This is a genomic window from Terrabacter carboxydivorans, from assembly GCF_039532035.1.
In the GTDB taxonomy this organism is placed as follows: domain Bacteria; phylum Actinomycetota; class Actinomycetes; order Actinomycetales; family Dermatophilaceae; genus Terrabacter; species Terrabacter carboxydivorans.
The window spans coordinates 17,281-32,478 of record NZ_BAAARE010000024.1 but is presented as its reverse complement, the minus strand read 5'-3'; the positions used below and the strand labels follow the sequence as shown (position 1 = coordinate 32,478).

General features: G+C 73.8%; 16 protein-coding genes and 1 pseudogene. 8 read left to right on the top strand and 9 right to left on the bottom strand.

Annotated elements, in window-relative coordinates:
* Window positions 1–102 precede the first annotated feature (102 nt).
* From ABD297_RS20355 to ABD297_RS20345, 3 genes are read left to right on the top strand one after another with little or no spacing between them, the layout of a single operon-like run.
* On the top strand, window positions 103–2,733 hold the full coding sequence (locus tag ABD297_RS20355; RefSeq protein WP_344256939.1) for a molybdopterin-dependent oxidoreductase: 2,631 nt from the start codon (window positions 103–105) through the stop codon (window positions 2,731–2,733).
* Window positions 2,730–3,668: an FAD binding domain-containing protein gene (locus ABD297_RS20350; RefSeq protein ID WP_344256938.1), complete on the top strand. Its 939-nt coding sequence runs from the start codon at window positions 2,730–2,732 to the stop codon at window positions 3,666–3,668. Before ABD297_RS20355 ends, ABD297_RS20350 begins: the two co-directional genes overlap by 4 nt.
* An 8-nt stretch (window positions 3,669–3,676) precedes the next feature.
* Complete coding sequence (locus tag ABD297_RS20345) at window positions 3,677–4,159, top strand: metallophosphoesterase family protein (protein ID WP_344256937.1); 483 nt, start codon at window positions 3,677–3,679, stop codon at window positions 4,157–4,159.
* Window positions 4,160–4,206: 47 nt separating this feature from the next.
* Here ABD297_RS20345 and ABD297_RS20340 read toward each other — a convergent pair whose 3' ends face one another.
* From ABD297_RS20340 to ABD297_RS20325, 4 genes and pseudogenes are all read right to left on the bottom strand, one after another.
* Window positions 4,207–4,704: a DUF427 domain-containing protein gene (locus tag ABD297_RS20340; protein ID WP_344256936.1), complete on the bottom strand. Its 498-nt coding sequence runs from the start codon at window positions 4,702–4,704 to the stop codon at window positions 4,207–4,209.
* On the bottom strand, window positions 4,701–5,924 hold the full coding sequence (locus tag ABD297_RS20335; RefSeq protein WP_344256935.1) for a cysteine desulfurase-like protein: 1,224 nt from the start codon (window positions 5,922–5,924) through the stop codon (window positions 4,701–4,703). The genes ABD297_RS20340 and ABD297_RS20335 overlap by 4 nt, the downstream gene beginning before the upstream one ends.
* 87 nt (window positions 5,925–6,011) lie before the next feature.
* Complete coding sequence (locus ABD297_RS20330) at window positions 6,012–6,890, bottom strand: FAD-binding oxidoreductase (protein WP_344256934.1); 879 nt, start codon at window positions 6,888–6,890, stop codon at window positions 6,012–6,014.
* Window positions 6,891–6,893: 3 nt separating this feature from the next.
* A pseudogene (locus tag ABD297_RS20325) lies at window positions 6,894–7,427 on the bottom strand (FAD-binding oxidoreductase); the annotation flags it as partial.
* Between the two features lie 215 nt (window positions 7,428–7,642).
* Between ABD297_RS20325 and ABD297_RS20320 the strand changes: the two are divergent.
* Both ABD297_RS20320 and ABD297_RS20315 read left to right on the top strand, forming a co-directional pair.
* Window positions 7,643–8,167, top strand: a complete 525-nt coding sequence (locus ABD297_RS20320; protein WP_344256932.1) for a mycothiol transferase — start codon at window positions 7,643–7,645, stop codon at window positions 8,165–8,167.
* A gap of 92 nt (window positions 8,168–8,259) precedes the next feature.
* The gene (locus tag ABD297_RS20315) at window positions 8,260–9,135 is read left to right on the top strand and encodes a CPBP family intramembrane glutamic endopeptidase (protein WP_344256931.1); all 876 of its coding nucleotides are present in this window, start codon (window positions 8,260–8,262) and stop codon (window positions 9,133–9,135) included.
* Window positions 9,136–9,239: 104 nt separating this feature from the next.
* Here the strand turns inward: ABD297_RS20315 and ABD297_RS20310 are convergent, their stop codons facing one another.
* The 3 genes from ABD297_RS20310 to ABD297_RS20300 form a co-directional block, all read right to left on the bottom strand.
* Window positions 9,240–9,818, bottom strand: a complete 579-nt coding sequence (locus ABD297_RS20310; protein ID WP_344256930.1) for an SOUL family heme-binding protein — start codon at window positions 9,816–9,818, stop codon at window positions 9,240–9,242.
* A 72-nt stretch (window positions 9,819–9,890) separates the two neighbouring features.
* A complete protein-coding gene (locus tag ABD297_RS20305) occupies window positions 9,891–10,175 on the bottom strand; it encodes a hypothetical protein (protein ID WP_344256928.1) in 285 nt (94 codons plus the stop codon).
* A gap of 198 nt (window positions 10,176–10,373) precedes the next feature.
* Window positions 10,374–11,723 (bottom strand): S53 family peptidase, encoded by a 1,350-nt coding sequence (locus ABD297_RS20300; RefSeq protein ID WP_344256927.1) that lies wholly within the window; start codon window positions 11,721–11,723, stop codon window positions 10,374–10,376.
* A 205-nt stretch (window positions 11,724–11,928) separates the two neighbouring features.
* Between ABD297_RS20300 and ABD297_RS20295 the strand changes: the two genes are divergently transcribed.
* Window positions 11,929–12,528 (top strand): GNAT family N-acetyltransferase, encoded by a 600-nt coding sequence (locus tag ABD297_RS20295; protein ID WP_344256926.1) that lies wholly within the window; start codon window positions 11,929–11,931, stop codon window positions 12,526–12,528.
* On the opposite strand, the gene ABD297_RS20290 is transcribed toward ABD297_RS20295, so the two are convergent.
* Window positions 12,411–13,322: a hypothetical protein gene (locus tag ABD297_RS20290; protein ID WP_344256925.1), complete on the bottom strand. Its 912-nt coding sequence runs from the start codon at window positions 13,320–13,322 to the stop codon at window positions 12,411–12,413. The genes ABD297_RS20295 and ABD297_RS20290 overlap by 118 nt on opposite strands.
* Window positions 13,323–13,514: 192 nt before the next feature.
* Between ABD297_RS20290 and ABD297_RS20285 the strand changes: the two genes are divergently transcribed.
* Window positions 13,515–13,850 (top strand): MmcQ/YjbR family DNA-binding protein, encoded by a 336-nt coding sequence (locus tag ABD297_RS20285; RefSeq protein WP_344256923.1) that lies wholly within the window; start codon window positions 13,515–13,517, stop codon window positions 13,848–13,850.
* A gap of 71 nt (window positions 13,851–13,921) precedes the next feature.
* Here the strand turns inward: ABD297_RS20285 and ABD297_RS20280 are convergent, their stop codons facing one another.
* Complete coding sequence (locus ABD297_RS20280) at window positions 13,922–14,329, bottom strand: VOC family protein (protein ID WP_344256922.1); 408 nt, start codon at window positions 14,327–14,329, stop codon at window positions 13,922–13,924.
* Window positions 14,330–14,530: 201 nt separating this feature from the next.
* Here ABD297_RS20280 and ABD297_RS20275 point away from each other — a divergent pair, with 201 nt between their 5' ends.
* Complete coding sequence (locus ABD297_RS20275) at window positions 14,531–15,106, top strand: hypothetical protein (protein WP_344256921.1); 576 nt, start codon at window positions 14,531–14,533, stop codon at window positions 15,104–15,106.
* The last annotated feature ends 92 nt before the right edge of the window (window positions 15,107–15,198 follow it).

The window sequence follows — 15,198 nt, the reverse complement described above, 5'->3', positions numbered from 1 at the left end:
AAGCTCTAGCCCTCGACACCATCATCGCGCCCGAGGTGCTCACGGAGGTAGCGTCGGTGAGCACCGTCTCGTCGAGACCCAGACGCAGCCGCAGGAGACCTCATGGAGCTCACCACCACGGTCAACGACGAGACGCGCGTCGTCGAGGTCGACGGCACGGCGTCGGCGGTGGAGCTCGTCCGCGACGGGCTCGGCCTGACCGGCACCAAGCTCGTCTGCGGCAGCGGCGTCTGCGGGGCCTGCACGATGCTCGTCGACGGCGAGCCGGTGCTCGGCTGCCTGACGCCGGCGACGCGGCTGCGCGACGCACGCGTGACGACGGTCGAGGGCATCGCCGGTCGTGGCGGCAGTGCTGCCGGTGAGGTCGGCGGGGACGACGACCTGCACCCGGTGCAGCGAGCCTTCGCCCACCACGACGGGCTCCAGTGCGGCTACTGCACCCCCGGGTTCGTCGTCAGCGCCGTCGCCTTCCACGACCGGTGGCGTGCCGAGCACGGCACGGACACCCCGGACCGTGAGGCCATCGCCGAGGCGCTCGCCGGGCACCTGTGCCGGTGCGGCTCCTACGAAGGCGTCTACCGCGCGGTCACGGCTGCGTGCCGCGGGGAGCACGACGCCGGCGGGGGCACGGTCGAGCGTGTCGAGGCACCGGCGAAGGTGACGGGCGCCGCCGTCTACACGACCGACGTCACGCTGCCCGGCATGCTGCACGCCGTCATCCGCCGGTCCGACCACGCGGCCGGGTTCGTCGGCCCGATCGCCTTCCCCGACGGCGTCGTCGGGATCGAGGTCCTGGACGAGGACCGCCGCGTGCGCTGGGCCGGTCAGCCGATCGCCGTCGTCGCGGCGGAGTCCCTCGCCGCCGCCCGTCGCGCGGCCGCCGGGCTGGCGGTGCCGTTCACGCCGCAGCCGTTCGTCATCGACCCTGCCGAGGCGGTGCGTCCCGGGGCCCCGCTGGTCTACGCGACGCGCGCCGACCGCAAGGAGGCGCCCACGGCCGGCGAGGGCGGTGCGATGCCGGCGCCCTGGGACGGCAACAGCCACGGTCCGTCGCGGGCGCCCTACCTCGGCACGGTCGCCAAGCGCCGCATCCGGTCGGCCCGCGCCGACGGGCGCCGGGGTCTCGTCGACCTCGAGTTCCACACGGCCTCCCAGCTGCACACCGCCTTCGAGCCGCATGCCTGCGTCGCCGACTGGAGCGACCCGCAGTACCTCCGGGTGTGGCTGAGCACGCAGGGCGTCGGGGCGATGCGCCTCGAGATCGCCGACCACTTCGACCTCGACCCGACCCACGTCGAGGTCGTCGCCGAGCACGTCGGCGGCGGGTTCGGCGCCAAGCTCGGCCTGACGGTGGAGGCCGTCGCCGCGATCGAGCTGAGCCGGCTCAGCCGCCGCCCGGTGCGCCTCGTGCTCGACCGGCACGAGGAGCTGACCGGCACCGGCAACCGGCCCGGCAGCCGCTCGCGCGTCGCCCTGCTCCTCGACGACGAGACGCAGGCCGTCCGCGCCCTCACGGTCGACACCGACAGCCACGCCGGCATCGCCGTCGGCAACAGCGTCGCGGCGCTCGCCATGCTCGTCTACGACCGCACGCCCCGGCTGGCCCGCGACGTCGACGTCGTCACGAACGCCCCGCCCGGTGCGCCGTTCCGCGGTCCGGGTGGGCCGACGATCGCCTGGGCCCTCGAGCAGACCGTCGACGAGGCGGCCCACCGCTTCGGCCGCGACCCGATCGACCTGCGGGCCCAGTGGGACGGCAACCCGAAGCGCCAGGCGCTCTACCGCTGGGCGGCGGACCTCCCGACGTGGCAGGGGCGCCCGGCGACCGGGAGCCAGACGGGCCGCTTCCGGCGCGGCGTCGGTGTGGCCGCTGCGAACTGGATGTACTTCGTCGACCCCGACTGCGATGTCGTCGTCCGGGTCGAGGCCGGACGCCTTGTCGTCTCGACCGCCGTGCAGGACATGGGGACCGGCAGCCGCACCGTGCTGGCCCGTGCCGTCGCCGGTGTCTTCGGCGTCGACCCGACCACCGTGGACGTCCGCCTGGGGCACGCCCACAGCGGAGCCACGCACGGCCCGGCCTCCGGCGGCAGCCGCACGACGGTGTCGCTGTGGTCGACCGCCGTCGAGGCGGCCACGAGCCTGCGCGCCCGCGTCGGCAACGACCTCGCCGGTGCCCCCGACGGGGTCTCGGCGACGGCCAAGCGTGGCGGCGACCGCGGCATGCGCGCCGTGCCCGTCACCATGGGCGGCATCCAGGTCGGTCGCGGCTTCTCGGCGGCCGTGCACGTCAGCGAGGTCGAGGTCGACACCCGCACCGGCAGGACGCGGGTGCTCCGCGTCCACGGCGGCATCGCCGTCGGCCGCATCCACGCCCCGGTCCTCGCCAGGAGCCAGTGCGAGGGATCGGTCATCCAGGGCATCGGCCTCGCGCTCTACGAGAACCAGGTGCTCGACCCGCACACCGGGCTCACCCTGACGGCGAACCTCGAGGACTACCGCATCCCCCAGCTCGGCGACACCCCCGAGATCGACATCCACTTCCACGAGGAGGGCTGGGACCGGGTGCCCGGCGGCGGCGTCGGCCTCGGCGAGGTCGCGACGATCAGCCCCGCCGCCTCGGTCGGCAACGCGATCTTCAACGCCACCGGCTGGAGACCACTGACGCTGCCCGTCAGACCGGACCGCCTGCTCTCGGGGCTGTCGCGACGCCGCGTTGAGGTCACCCGATGAGCGTCACGATCCTGACGGCATACGACGAGCGCCCCGAGGGGACAGGCGACTTCGTCTACCGTGCTGGCGGCACCGACCTGCAGGAGCGGCTGCGCACGACCGGGGCGACCCCCCACGTCCTCGACCTGACCGGCGTGCCCGGCTTCGCGGCGATCGAGCGCACCGACGCCGGCACGACCCTCGGCGCGGGCGTGACCGTGGCCGCCGTCGCGCGCGAGCTGGCCGACGACTACCCGGCGCTCGCGCTGACCGCGGCCGGGCTCGCCACGCCGCAGGTGCGCACGACCGCGACCGTCGGCGGCAACCTGCTCCAGCGCACGCGCTGCTGGTACTTCCGCCACCCGCACACGTCGTGCCTCAAGTCCGGCGGCGACGGCTGTCCAGCCCGCGACGGGCGCCACCTCTACGGCGTCGCCTTCGACACCGCGCCGTGCGTCCACCCGCACCCGTCGTCCCTCGCCATGGCCCTGCTGACGTATGCCGCCACCGTCGACACGACGCGACGCTCGGGTCTCTCGGTGGGTGACGTCCTCGGCGACGGGTCCGACCCCACCCGGGACCACCTGCTCGCCGACGACGAGGTGCTGACCCGCATCACGCTGCCGGCCTCGGCGACGGGCGAGCGGGCGGCCTACTTCCGCTCGATCAGCCGCTTCGAGGCGGAGTGGCCGCTCGTCGAGGCGGTCGTCCGCGTGGTCCGGGACGGTGCCGGCACCGTGACGTCGTGCGGGCTCGCGATCGGCGGAGTCGCGCCGGTTCCATTGCGGCTCGGCGCGGTCGAGACCCTGCTCACCGGGTCGACGCTCGACGACGACACCGTGGCGGCGGCCGCCGAGGCCGCGACGGAGGGTGCCCGACCGCTCCCCGAGACCGGCTACAAGGTGCAGCTCGTCGAGGCCACCGTGCGCGAGGTCCTGGAGCGCGTGCGGTCGTGAGGGTGCTCGTGCTCTCCGACACCCACGCGCCCCGGCACTGGAAGGCCTGCCCGCCGGCCCTGCTGCCACATCTCGACGCGGCCGACGTGATCCTGCACGCCGGCGACGTGTGCACCCCCGACGTGCTCGACCTGCTCGCCGGCTTCGCGCCGGTGCACGTGGTCATGGGCAACAACGACGTGCCCGAGGTCGCCGCCTGGGGCGCCCCCGAGACGCTCGAGGTCGAGCTCGAGGGGGTGCGCATCGGCATGGTCCACGACAGCGGGCCGAAGCAGGGCCGCACCGGCCGGCTGAGGCGCCGTTTCCCGACCGCAGACCTCGTCGTCTTCGGGCACTCGCACATCCCGCTCGACGAGAGCGGCGACGGCCTGCGCATCGTCAACCCCGGCTCGCCCACCGACAGGCGGCGTCAGCCGGTCGGCACGGTCGCGGTGCTGGACCTCCGGGACGGCGAGCTCGTCGAGGCGCGCCTGGAGCCGGTGCCGCGCTGACGGCTCGCCGCCGGCCACGGTCGCTCAGGACCGACGCGGTGGCGCCGTCACCAGCCCCAGGAGCCGGGGATGCCCTTGAACGGCCCGACCACCCGGTCGGTGATCCACCCTCCGTAGAAGCCGCCGTCCTGCGCCCGCACGCGCTCGCCGTCGACGAAGCAGGCGTCCACGAGCCCGGGCATGACGGCGACGTGACCGGCCAGGACGGCATACGTGGGCACGGGCTCTGGATACGTCCACGCGGCCCGCGCCGCGCGACGGCCACCGCCGACGACGTCGAAGTAGGCGGCGCGACCCTTCCACTCGCAGACGGTGCTGCCCTCGACGGGCACGAGCGCGCCGTCGACGAAGGCGTCGACTGGCAGGTAGTAGGTCGGCGGGTGGCTCGTCTCGAGCACCCGCAGCGACGCGCGGGTGCGGGCCACGACCTCGCCACCGAGGTGGACCTCGACGAGCTCGCCGCTCGGGTCGACGGCCGGCGGCCGGGGGTAGTCCCAGACGGACTCCTGGCCGGGACCCGCGGGCAGCGGCACCGGGCGGCTCACCGGGCGCCCCCACAGATCTGCTCGAGGCCGGTCACGAGACGGTCGACGTCGTCGGCGTTCGTGTAGGGCGCCAGCCCCATCCGCAGGCCGCCGGTGGCGCCGAGCCCGAGGTGGTGGCTGCACTCCCACGCGTAGAAGTGGCCGGCGGGCGCGTTGACGCCGCGCTCGGCCAGGCCCGCGCGCAGGTCCTGCGGGTCGCGGCCCTCGACGGTGACGAGCAGCGTCGGCGTGCGGCGCTTCGCGTTGCTGTATGCCGTGAGGCCGGGGATCGCGCGCAGCCGCTCCTCCAGCGTGGCGAGGAGCGAGTCCTCGTGCTCCTCGAGCGCCGCGAAGGAGCTGACCAGCCGGTCGCGACGCGAGTGGGACGGGTCGGTCAGGGCGAGGTCGGCGAGGAAGTCGACGGCGGCCGTCGTGCCGGCGAGCAGCTCGTAGGGCAGCGTGCCGAGCTCGAAGCGCTCGGGCACCGCGTCGGACGACGGCAGCAGCTTGGCGGGGTGCAGCGTCTCGAGCAGCTCGGGGGCGGCTGCGAGCACGCCGTGGTGCGGGCCGAGGAACTTGTAGGGCGAGCAGACCCAGAAGTCGGCGCCGCTCGCCGGAGCGTCGGTGAGCACGTGGGCGGTGGCGTGCACGCCGTCGACCCAGAGCCGGGCCCCCACGGCGTGGGCCACGTCGGCGATGGCCGGGATGTCGGGTCGGGTGCCGATGAGGTTGGACGCGGCGGTCACCGCGACGAGCCGCGTGCGGTCGCCGACGACGGCCTCGACGGCCTCCGCGGGCAGCTCTCCGGTGGCCGGGTCGAAGTCGGCCCAGCGCACCGTGGCACCGGCCGACTCGGCGGCGATGACCCAGGGCCGGATGTTGGCGTCGTGGTCGAGGCGGCTGACGACGACCTCGTCGCCGGGGCCCCAGCCCTGCGCCAGGGTGCGGGCGAGGTGGAAGGTCAGCTCGGTCGCGGACCGCCCGAAGACGACGCCGCGCGGGTCGACCGCGAGCAGGTCGCCCATCGCCTCACGGGCCTCGACGACGATCCGGTCGGCGCGGCGCTCGGCCGGCGTCACCGTGCCGCGGTTGGAGATGGCCGCCGTGAGCGTCTCGACGACCGCCGTCGCGACGGTGTCGGGCACCTGGGACCCGCCGGGCCCGTCGAAGTGTGCGGCGCCCTCGCGCAGGGCCGGGAAGTGCCACCGGATCCGGTCGACGTCGTAGCCGGGATGTGTCATGCCCTGATTCTCACCCACGCCTGCGGGTGGAGGTGATCCCGGCACCGTCGTCGGTGCCGGGACCACCTCGAACCGTGGTGTGCCGGGTCAGGCGGTGACCTTGCCGTCCTCGAAGAGACGGGGCACGCGGTGGTTGGCGACGAACCGGTCGTCCGGGTCGTAGGCCGACCGGATCCCCTTGAGCTGCAACCACGCCGACTCGGTGTAGCCCGTGCGGGCGTCCACCTCGTTCTCGGCGAAGTTGAGGTAGCTGCGGCCCGTCGACCACGGCTCGAGCGCCGACGTCAGCTGGGTCGCGTCGAGCTGCCCCTGCATCGCCATCTCCGGGGTGGTCGCGATCGCGACGGCGAACGCTGCGTATGCCGCGTCTATCGTCGCGAGGGCACCGTGGCCCTCGGGGGCCCGGCGGAGCGCACCGCCGAGCTGCCGGAGCTCGGCCGCCAGCAGGGACGAGGTGGACCCCGGTCCGACCTGCTCGAGGATCGTGTCGATCGTCGGGTCGCCGAGCTCACCTAGGAGGGTCCCGTCCGACACGGCGGGCGACGGGCCCTCGGGGTCCATGTGCAGGCGGGTCAGCGACCGTGCCGGCACGCGGCCGAAGGTGTCGATCTCGGGGTCGAGCCCGCGCAGCAGCCGGAGCATCGAGCAGGCCTCGTCGTCGGAGCCGAGCACGGCACCGTCGATGACGACGAGAGAGCGCCCGCGCAGGGGCTCCGGGATCATCGGCAGCGGCGGCAGGTTGAGGAAGCGGAACGACGTCGTGACGGCGTCGGGCGCCTCGGGTGCCCAGTCGGCCCAGCGACGCAGCACGCGCTCGGCCTCGTCGCGGTCCCAGACGAGCATGCCGGCATACGCCGTCTCGATGGGGTGGAGGCGGAGCTCGAGCGCCGTGACGACGCCGAAGTTGCCGCCGCCTCCGCGCAGGGCCCAGAAGAGCTCGACGTTCTGCGTCGCGTCGGCGCGCACGTGCTCGCCGTCGGCCGTGACGAGCTCGACGGCGGTGAGGCTGTTGGAGGCGAGCCCGAGCTGCCTGGCGTACCAGCCGATCCCGCCGCCGAGGCTGTAGCCGGCGATGCCGACGTCGGGCGAGCTGCCGTGCAGCGCGGCGAGCCCGTGGTCGGCGGCCGGCTCGGTCGCGTCGATTCACAGGGCGCCGCCCTCGACGCGGGCGATGCGGCGGGTCGGGTCGATGGTGACGCCCCGCATCCGCTCGGTGCGCACGAGGACGACGTCGTCGAGGCCCTGCGCGACGAGCGGGCCGGCGTTGTGGCCGGTGCTCTGCGGCGCGATGCGCAGGCCCGCAGCGGCCGCGGCGCGCACGACGGCCTGCACGTCCGCGACGGTGCGCGGCAGGGCGACGGCGGCGGGGCGCTGGTCGATGGCGACGTTCCACGGCAGGCGCGTCGCGTCGTAGCCGTCGTCGCCGGGGAGGTGGACCGCACCGTCGCAGAGTCCGGCGAGGCTCGTGGCCCGTCGGGCGGTGGGGGTGAGGTTGAGGGTCATGCGTCTCTCCTGTGTCTGGGCACCCTGCGTCGTTGCGTGTGTGGTGGGCGCGGCGGTCAGAGGCGGGGAGGTGCTCCCAGATACGTCGGGGGCGAAAGGTCCGGTTCGTCCGGCTGGTCTGCGGTGCAAGGGCTTCCGCACGACGGGCGGGGACGGGTCGGCCGCTCCCGCCCGTCTCGGGCGCCGCTCGGGTGCATGCTGGGTAGGTGGACGACATGACGACGACCGACACCGCCCGTGACCTCCTGCTCGACGGCTTCGGCCGCATCCGCGACGGCGTCCCGGAGGTCGTCGACGGGCTCTCCGTCGACGAGCTGCTGTGGCGGCCGGACGCCGAGGCGAACCACATCGCGTGGCTCGTCTGGCACCTGGCCCGCCAGCAGGACGACCAGGTGGCGCACCTCGTCGGCGAGCAGTCGGCGTGGCTCGGCGACGGCTGGGTCGACCGCTTCGGCCTGCCCTACCCGCCGGACGCGCACGGCTGGAGCATGACCTCCGCTGACGTCGGGAAGTTCACCGTCGCCGACCCGGGCCTCTTCGGCGACTACCACGCCGCCGTCCACGACCGCACGGCCGCGCTCGTCCAGGGGCTCGACGCCGAGGGCTACGAGCGGGTCGTCGACGCGCACTGGGACCCGCCCGTGACGGTGGCCGTCCGGATCGTGTCGGTGCTCGACGACGCGGCCAAGCACCTCGGTCAGGCGGAGTACGTCAAGGGGCTCGTCGAGCGTCGCCGCTGACGTCTGGGGCGGCTGTGGCGGGCGGGGTGAACGTGGTCACGCCGCCGCCGGAGCATAGGTGCTCCACAGGAAGACCTGCGAAAATGGAGGGGATGAGCATCCCCGTCCTGCGCCCCGCTGCCGCCGTCGAGTCCACGCCCGACGGCGTCGCCACGTCCCTGCCGGGCCGGGCGCACGACGCTCGAATCGAGGCTCGACACGACGCTCGACACGACGCAGCGCACGACCGCGTACGCCGTCACCGCCTCGCGCTCATCGCCCGCGGCCGACGTGCCCGCCTGGCCGCCACGGTCGCCGTCGTCTTCGCCCTCGTCGGGCTCAACGTCGCCGACCACGTGCTCGAGTGGGACACCATGTGGCTCGGCCCGCTCGGCGCCGTCGCGCTGCTCGCCTTCGCTCGCTGGCAGGGCCTGACCTGGCACCAGCTGGGGCTCGCCCGCCACACCCACGCCCGCGGCATCCGCTGGGGCCTGGGCGTCATCGCCGTCGTCGGCGCCGTCTACCTCGTCGGGATCCTGCTGCCCTCGACCCGCACCGCGTTCCTCGACGTGCGCTACCACCTGCCCCCGGCGGGTGCGCTGCTCACGGCGTTCGTCATGATCCCGGTCGGCACGATCCTGCTCGAGGAGGTCGCCTTCCGCTCGGTGCTGTGGGGGTTCCTCTCGCGGCACGCACGGATGTGGCAGGTCGTGCTCGGCTCGTCGCTGCTCTTCGGCCTGTGGCACGTCCTGCCCGCCATGGCGTCGGCCACGGGCAACGCCGCGATCGGCTCCGCGGTCGCCGGGCTGGGCCCGTTCGCCAAGGTCGCCGTCGTCGGTGGCACCGTGATCTTCACGGCCCTCGGTGGCGTCCTCGCCGGCGAGCTGCGCCGCCGCAGCGGCAGCCTGTTCGCCAGCGTCGGCATGCACTGGGCGACCAACGCCCTCGGCGTGCTCTTCGGCGTCCTCGCCTGGCGCCTCGCGGCCTGACGCGCTCTGCCTGGCGCCCTCACCCGCCCGGCGTCCCTCTGGCTGGAGCCGCCTCACCGCTCTGCCGCCTTGGGACGGCTCGAGACCGGCCGACGCGCGGTTGCCTACGGCCCGCTGGTCGAGGACGCCGTCTCGACGACGTCCTGGACGACCTCGTTGCGGCGCAGGAACCACGGCATGAAGGGCGGGTCGAAGCGGGCCCAGCGAGGCGCGCCCACCGGGGTCAGGCCCGCCGCGCGGACCGCCGCCTCCAGCGCCCGCCGGTGCTCCTCGAACGAGGACTCGGTCCACCGGCCGCGGTAGCGCCGCGCCGCCCCCAGGGCCGCGGGGCGCTCGTGCAGCCGGACCTCGGGACTCGTCGGCGTGGGGGCGTCCGCGAGGGTGACCGACGAGGGCAGGACGAACGCCACGGCATACGACCCCTCACCGGTGGGTGTCTGCTCGACGGGCTCGGTCATCGGCAACCTCGTCGACCCGCTCTGGATGACGGGGGCGGTCATGGCGACCTTGCTCGCCGAGCGGTTCTGCCCGGAGATGTAGCCCAGGAGCGTGCGGAAGGCCCGGTTGCCGGCGTCCTCGAAGGGCGCGTCCACGACGACCTGCGCCACGACGTGCGGGGCGTAGCGGCGCAGCTCGAACTCCGGGTAGCGCCGGACGACCTCATAGGCCTGCTGCTCGGTCACCCCACCGACGCTACGCCGTCCGCGCGAGCCCAGCGACCTTGCTCAGGCCTGCTCAAGACGACTCCGACGGGGTCAGACGGCGACGGCCTCGCGGCTGCCCTGCAGGTGAGCCGCGTGGGCCGGGTGGCGGATCTCGTCACCGCAGTGCGAGCAGCACCAGCCGGTGGCGTCCTTGAGGTAGTGGTGCCCGGCCGACCGGCAGGTGCGGCTCAGGCCGGCATCCGCCCGCGTCACGGTGGTGGCCGGCCGGCCGGCCCGGACGAAGGCCGTCCCGACGAGCGAGCCGATGACGAGCGCGAGGAGCACGAGAGGCCAGGCCGCCACCAGGGCGGCTGCGTCGAACGTCGTCGAGTTCATGTCCTCGACTGTGCAGTGTCCCGCTCAAGAGATCGTGTCGCGAAACGGCAAGAACTCCGCAAGAACCGCACAAGCCGCAAACCCACCCCGGACCCCCGATCGCGCGCGAACCGCCACCAACCGTCCGTGGAAAGCCCGTGGACGCGGGCGTGGCCACCCAGCGAGGTGCTGGGTGGCCACGCCACGGCACACGTCCTGTCAGTGGACCAGCTGGCCCACCAGGCCCGACACGTCCGGCGAACCGAGCCCCGTCGGGTCGTCGTAGCCGGCCTTGGCGTCGAGGCCCGGGCCGTGCCAGGCGTTGTTGCCCGACGTCACGTCGTGGAAGGCCAGCGCGTGCGTCGAACCGGCACCGATCGCGTAGAGCGCCGGGTTGAGCGTGCCCAGACGGTGCCCGGCCTGCTGGTCGGCGAGGGCGCCGATCGCGGCCCACTGCGGCGAGCCCGAGCTCGTGCCGCCGTAGAAGTAGAAGCCGTTGTCGGCCGGGTTGGCGTTGAAGCCGACGTAGACGAAGACCGAGGTGTAGACCGACGCGTTGTAGGACACGTCCGACGTCGTGCGCATCGGGTTGCCGTTGACGGCCGCCTGGTAGGAGGGCGCGGCGAAGATGGTGCTCGGGGCGCCGCCAGTCGCACCGATCGGGCCGAGCCTGCACCCGAAGGGCTGGTGCACCGCGCACGAGGCCTGGTCACCCCACACCGTCTCGCCCTCGTAGGCGCCGGTGTCGCTCGTGAAGAGGTTCGTGCCGCCGACCGCCGTCACGAGCGGGTCGGACGCCGGGTAGCCGGCCGCGAGGGCCGGGCCGCCGTTCGAGGCGCCGTCGTCACCGGAGGAGGCGAAGAGCGAGATGCCCTTGGCCGCCGCCGCGACGAAGTTCTCGTGCGACTGCTTGAGCTGCAGGTTGTTGCCCTTGCCCTTGATCGCGGCCTCGTCGGAGCCGTAGCTCATCGACAGGACGTCGCCGAGGTCGTGGTCGACGGCGTAGCGCACCGCGCCGTTGAGCGCGTTGCCGTAGTTGTTCGGGGCGACGACGAGGTTGATGGTGGCGTCCGGGGCGATGGCGTGGGCCCACTGGACGTCGAGGCTGGTCTCGCCGGCCCAGCCGAGCGGCTGGCCCTTGTGGGCCGTGCTCGTCTGGGGCGCGCCGCCGGGGTAGTAGACGTTGAGGTCGGCCTTGGGCAGGCCGAAGGTCTGGCTGAAGACGTCGAGGTCCTGGCGCACCGTCGGGCTGCCGTAGGCGTCGACGACGACGATCCGCTGCCCCTTGCCCGTCCAGCCGTCCGGGATGTCGTAGGCCTTGCGGATGAGCGCCGGCGTGTAGCAGGCGAGCCCGATGCGGGCCACGCACTGCGACGGCGTCGGCAGCGCGCCCGGCCGGGTGCCCGTCGAGAACTGCTTCGTCAGTGGGTGCACGGTGTAGACGATGTCGCCGTCCGAGCCCGCCGCCGTCGCAGCGGATCCCGCCGCGAAGCTCGTCCCGAGCGCGAGGGCCGTCGCGGCGAGCCCCACCCCTGCATATGTCCGCCTGCGCCTGTTGTGGGTGCGCATGGTGCCCCTCTCCCTGTTCGCCCCGAGATGGCCCGCTCGGGCCGTTTCGGAACGTAGGTGCGATTTCTGCGAGCCCGCTGGGTGGAGTCTGCCGACTCCATGGGAAGGACCCCGGGTGGGTCGCCGGGTCCGCACGGCCTGTCGGGTGCGCCCGGCTCGGCGGCTGCGCGGGTCTGTTCAGGGTGCGGCTGCGAACCTGGCGCGCATGGACGGCTTCACGATCCGCGCGGTGCGCCCCGAGGACCACGAGCGGCTCGGTGAGCTGACGGCCGCCGCCTACCTCGACGACGGCCTGCTCGACTTCGGTGCCGAGGACCCCTACCTCGAGGTGCTGCGCGACGTCGCCCACCGGGCCGAGCACGCCGAGGTGCTCGTCGCCGTGGACCCCGACGGGCTCGTGCTCGGCGGGGTCGCGTTCGTCGGGGCGCCGGGACCGTTCGCGGACGTCGCCCGCGAGGGTGAGGCGGAGTTCCGGACCCTGGCCGTCGCACCCGCCGGTCGGGGCCGCGGCGTCGGCACGGCGCTCGTGCGCGAGTGCATCGACCGGGCCCGGGGCCTCGGTCGCCGCCGCGTCGTGCTGTCGACCCAGCCGACGATGCACGCGGCCCACCGTGTCTACGAGCGGTTCGGCTTCACCCGCGCCCCCGAGCGCGACTGGTCGCCCATCGACACGCTCACGCTGCTCGTCTACGAGCTCGAGCTGCCCCCCGCCGGGGAAGGCCGTGACGCCGGTGCCTCCGACTCGACAGCCCCCGACTCGGCTGCTCCCGACTCGCCTGCGAGCGACTCGGTAGCGCGGGACTGAGCACCGGTGGCCGCGCGGCCGATGAGGTCGCGCACCGCTGCCACGATCGTCGGGTCGAGCTCGACGTGCTCCTCGAGCAGGGCCAGCAGGGTGGCCGCCGCGTGCGCGTTGCGCTCGTAGCCCGGCACGAGGTCGGCCAGCGGCAGCAGCTCCGGTCCGAACCGCCGCTCGACGCCGCGGTCGACGACGAAGACGTCCTGTCGGTCCCCCCGGCCGAGGCCCAGGTTGCCGAGGATCGTGACCCAGCGGTCCACGGCATACCCCTGGATGAAACGGGAGGCCGTGAGGCGCTCGCCGCGCAGGTCGCGGTGCAGCCCGACGTAGAGGTTCGTGATCGCCTCGCCCACCTCGTGTGCGAGCGAGGGCGGCTGCGGCACAGGCACTTTCGGCTCGTCCAGTCCCGCGGGTGCATCGGCGCGGCTCCAGTGGAGCCGGCCCGGCGGGTAGCCCGCGGTGTCCATCTCGGCGAGGGTGAAGACGGCGTACTCCGCGAAGAGGTCGCCCTCGAGCAGCGCCTTGCGGCCGGCGTCGCTGTTCTCGAACGACCACACGACCGGCTGCGCGGCCTCGAGCCAGTCGATGTCGGCGAGGTAGCGGTCGCGCGCCGCCGTGTCGTCGACGACGACGAAGAAGTCCGCGTCGGAGTGCTCGTCGAGGCGGTGCAGGTCGCGACCGACCGAGCCGAGGCCGAGCAGCGCGACGGCGTCGCCGCGACGGTCGAGCTCGGCGCCGAGGCGGTCGAGGAAGGCGAGCAGGCGCTGAGGGACGGTGGACTGGGACGGTGCGGACGGCATACGTCGTCTCCTTCGATGAAGGTCGACGTGTCATCCCGCCCAGCCTGCTGCCGTCGGGGTCGCGACACCGGGAGCGTATGCCGGGTGGCCCCGTTCGTGGAAGGGGTGACCTCAGGTGCCTTGGTCGCCTCGGATCCAGAGGTATCGCACGGTGTGTCGGCAGCGCCCGCGTGGCAGGGTGGAGGGGTGCCCGTGACCATCGAGGACGTGCGGCGCGTGGCCGAGCAGCTGCCCCGCTCCTACGAGGTGCTCGTGCGTGACCGCGTCAAGTTCCGCGTCGGCAAGATCGTGTGGCTCGCGTTCTCGGCGGACGAGACGCAGATGGGCTTCGCGTTCCCCAAGGAGGAGCGTGACGTGCTCGTCGCGAGCGAGCCCGAGGTCTTCCTCCTGCCCCGGCGGTCGGACCTGCGGTTCAACTGGGTCGAGGTGCGCCTCGACGCGATCGACGTGGCGCGCATGCGCGAGATCGTCGTCGACGCCTGGCGGCTCGTCGTGCCCAGGAGCGTGGCCCTGGCGCAGGGCGACTGAGGCGCTCGCCGGATTTCGTCGCGTCTGACTGGGGTGGGGTCAGGGGCCCGACAGCCGCACGTGCCGCGCCGTCACGTGCCGATGCGGTAGGCGCGTGAGGGCCGGGGGCCCGTCTCGGTGGCGCCGCGTTCGATGCAGAACTCGTTGCCCTCGGGGTCGGCCATGGTGACCCAGCCGGTGCCCTCGGGCGTGCGGTGGTCGCCGACGAGTGTGGCGCCGAGGCCGAGTGCGCGCTCGACCCACTCGTCGCGGGTGCCCTCGTCGGGGGCGAGGTCGAGGTGCTGGCGGTTCTTGGCCGTCTTGCCCTCGGGGACGGGGATGAAGAGCAGCCCGAGGCCGGAGCTCGGGAACGACGCCGCGACGACGACCTCGGGGTCGTCGTCGTAGTAGACGTTCCAGCCGAGCAGCGCGGCCCGGAAGGTGCCGAGGGCGCGGGCGTCGGCGCAGTCGAAGGTCACGTTGTGGATGTGCATCGTCATGCTCGCAAGCGTGCTGGCGCGTCTCCTTGCGGGGCAAGCGGATTCCGGGACCTCTGACGTCCACACCTCTGCCTGGGACTCCGGGATGTGTGCAGAGTGTGGGGGCAGGACCCCGACATCTGCACACGCGGCGGGCGTCGCGGTCCTGGCGCGGCGGGCTAGATTCGGGCCTCGACGACCGGACGGCGACACGGGGGTGGCGTGGACACGGCGCAAGCCATCGCGCGACGAGGCGGCATCACGTTCCTGGCGGCCACGGTGACGCTCGTCGTGTCTTCCGTCGCCTGGCCGGCGGTTCTCGTCCTCGGCGAGGACGTGACCAGCGCCGGCGACGCCGCCGTGGTCCTCTTCTGGGGCGGCGTGGCCCTGCTGGTCCTCGGCCGCGTGCTCGGCCGCGTCCACCGCCGGCCGACCCCCGGCCGGCGACTGACCGTGGGGCTGCTCGTCGTCGGCGCCGGCGCCGCGACCGCCTTCTCTTGGGCCTTCGACAGCGGCTCGACCTCTGTGGTGGACCCGTCGAGCGCCGGTGGGTGCCGGGTCGTGGTGCAGGAGCAGTCGTTCCTCATGGGCGGCAGCGGCGCCGTCTTCGTCCTGCCCGCCCACGGGGTCGTGGCGCGACGCGTGAGCCGGTACAGCACGGACGACGGATATCGGCCCGTCGAGGCCGGGTCCTCCGCCCTGACCTGGACCGGTGAACGGGGTCACCTCGAGGTTCTTGGGTCCGGGGCCGACCCGGTATGGCCGAGGAACCACGAGGTGGACTGCCCCGGCAGCTGAACCCTCTGGCCGCGCCATGCCAGCGATGCATGCCGTCGTCATCGGGTGGGCACAGCGAGCCCACAGTGGCGCTCGCGACGGTGGAGCCATCA

What these genes read in the sequence shown, in the direction of transcription:
- ABD297_RS20305 (WP_344256928.1), bottom strand. Translation starts at nt 10,175, where the DNA reads ATGAACTCGACGACGTTCGACGCAGCCGCCCTGGTGGCGGCCTGGCCT.
- ABD297_RS20320 (WP_344256932.1), top strand. Translation starts at nt 7,643, where the DNA reads ATGACGACGACCGACACCGCCCGTGACCTCCTGCTCGACGGCTTCGGC.
- ABD297_RS20300 (WP_344256927.1), bottom strand. Translation starts at nt 11,723, where the DNA reads ATGCGCACCCACAACAGGCGCAGGCGGACATATGCAGGGGTGGGGCTC.
- ABD297_RS20335 (WP_344256935.1), bottom strand. Translation starts at nt 5,924, where the DNA reads ATGACACATCCCGGCTACGACGTCGACCGGATCCGGTGGCACTTCCCG.
- ABD297_RS20355 (WP_344256939.1), top strand. Translation starts at nt 103, where the DNA reads ATGGAGCTCACCACCACGGTCAACGACGAGACGCGCGTCGTCGAGGTC.
- ABD297_RS20295 (WP_344256926.1), top strand. Translation starts at nt 11,929, where the DNA reads ATGGACGGCTTCACGATCCGCGCGGTGCGCCCCGAGGACCACGAGCGG.
- ABD297_RS20280 (WP_344256922.1), bottom strand. Translation starts at nt 14,329, where the DNA reads ATGACGATGCACATCCACAACGTGACCTTCGACTGCGCCGACGCCCGC.
- ABD297_RS20290 (WP_344256925.1), bottom strand. Translation starts at nt 13,322, where the DNA reads ATGCCGTCCGCACCGTCCCAGTCCACCGTCCCTCAGCGCCTGCTCGCC.
- ABD297_RS20350 (WP_344256938.1), top strand. Translation starts at nt 2,730, where the DNA reads ATGAGCGTCACGATCCTGACGGCATACGACGAGCGCCCCGAGGGGACA.
- ABD297_RS20315 (WP_344256931.1), top strand. Translation starts at nt 8,260, where the DNA reads ATGAGCATCCCCGTCCTGCGCCCCGCTGCCGCCGTCGAGTCCACGCCC.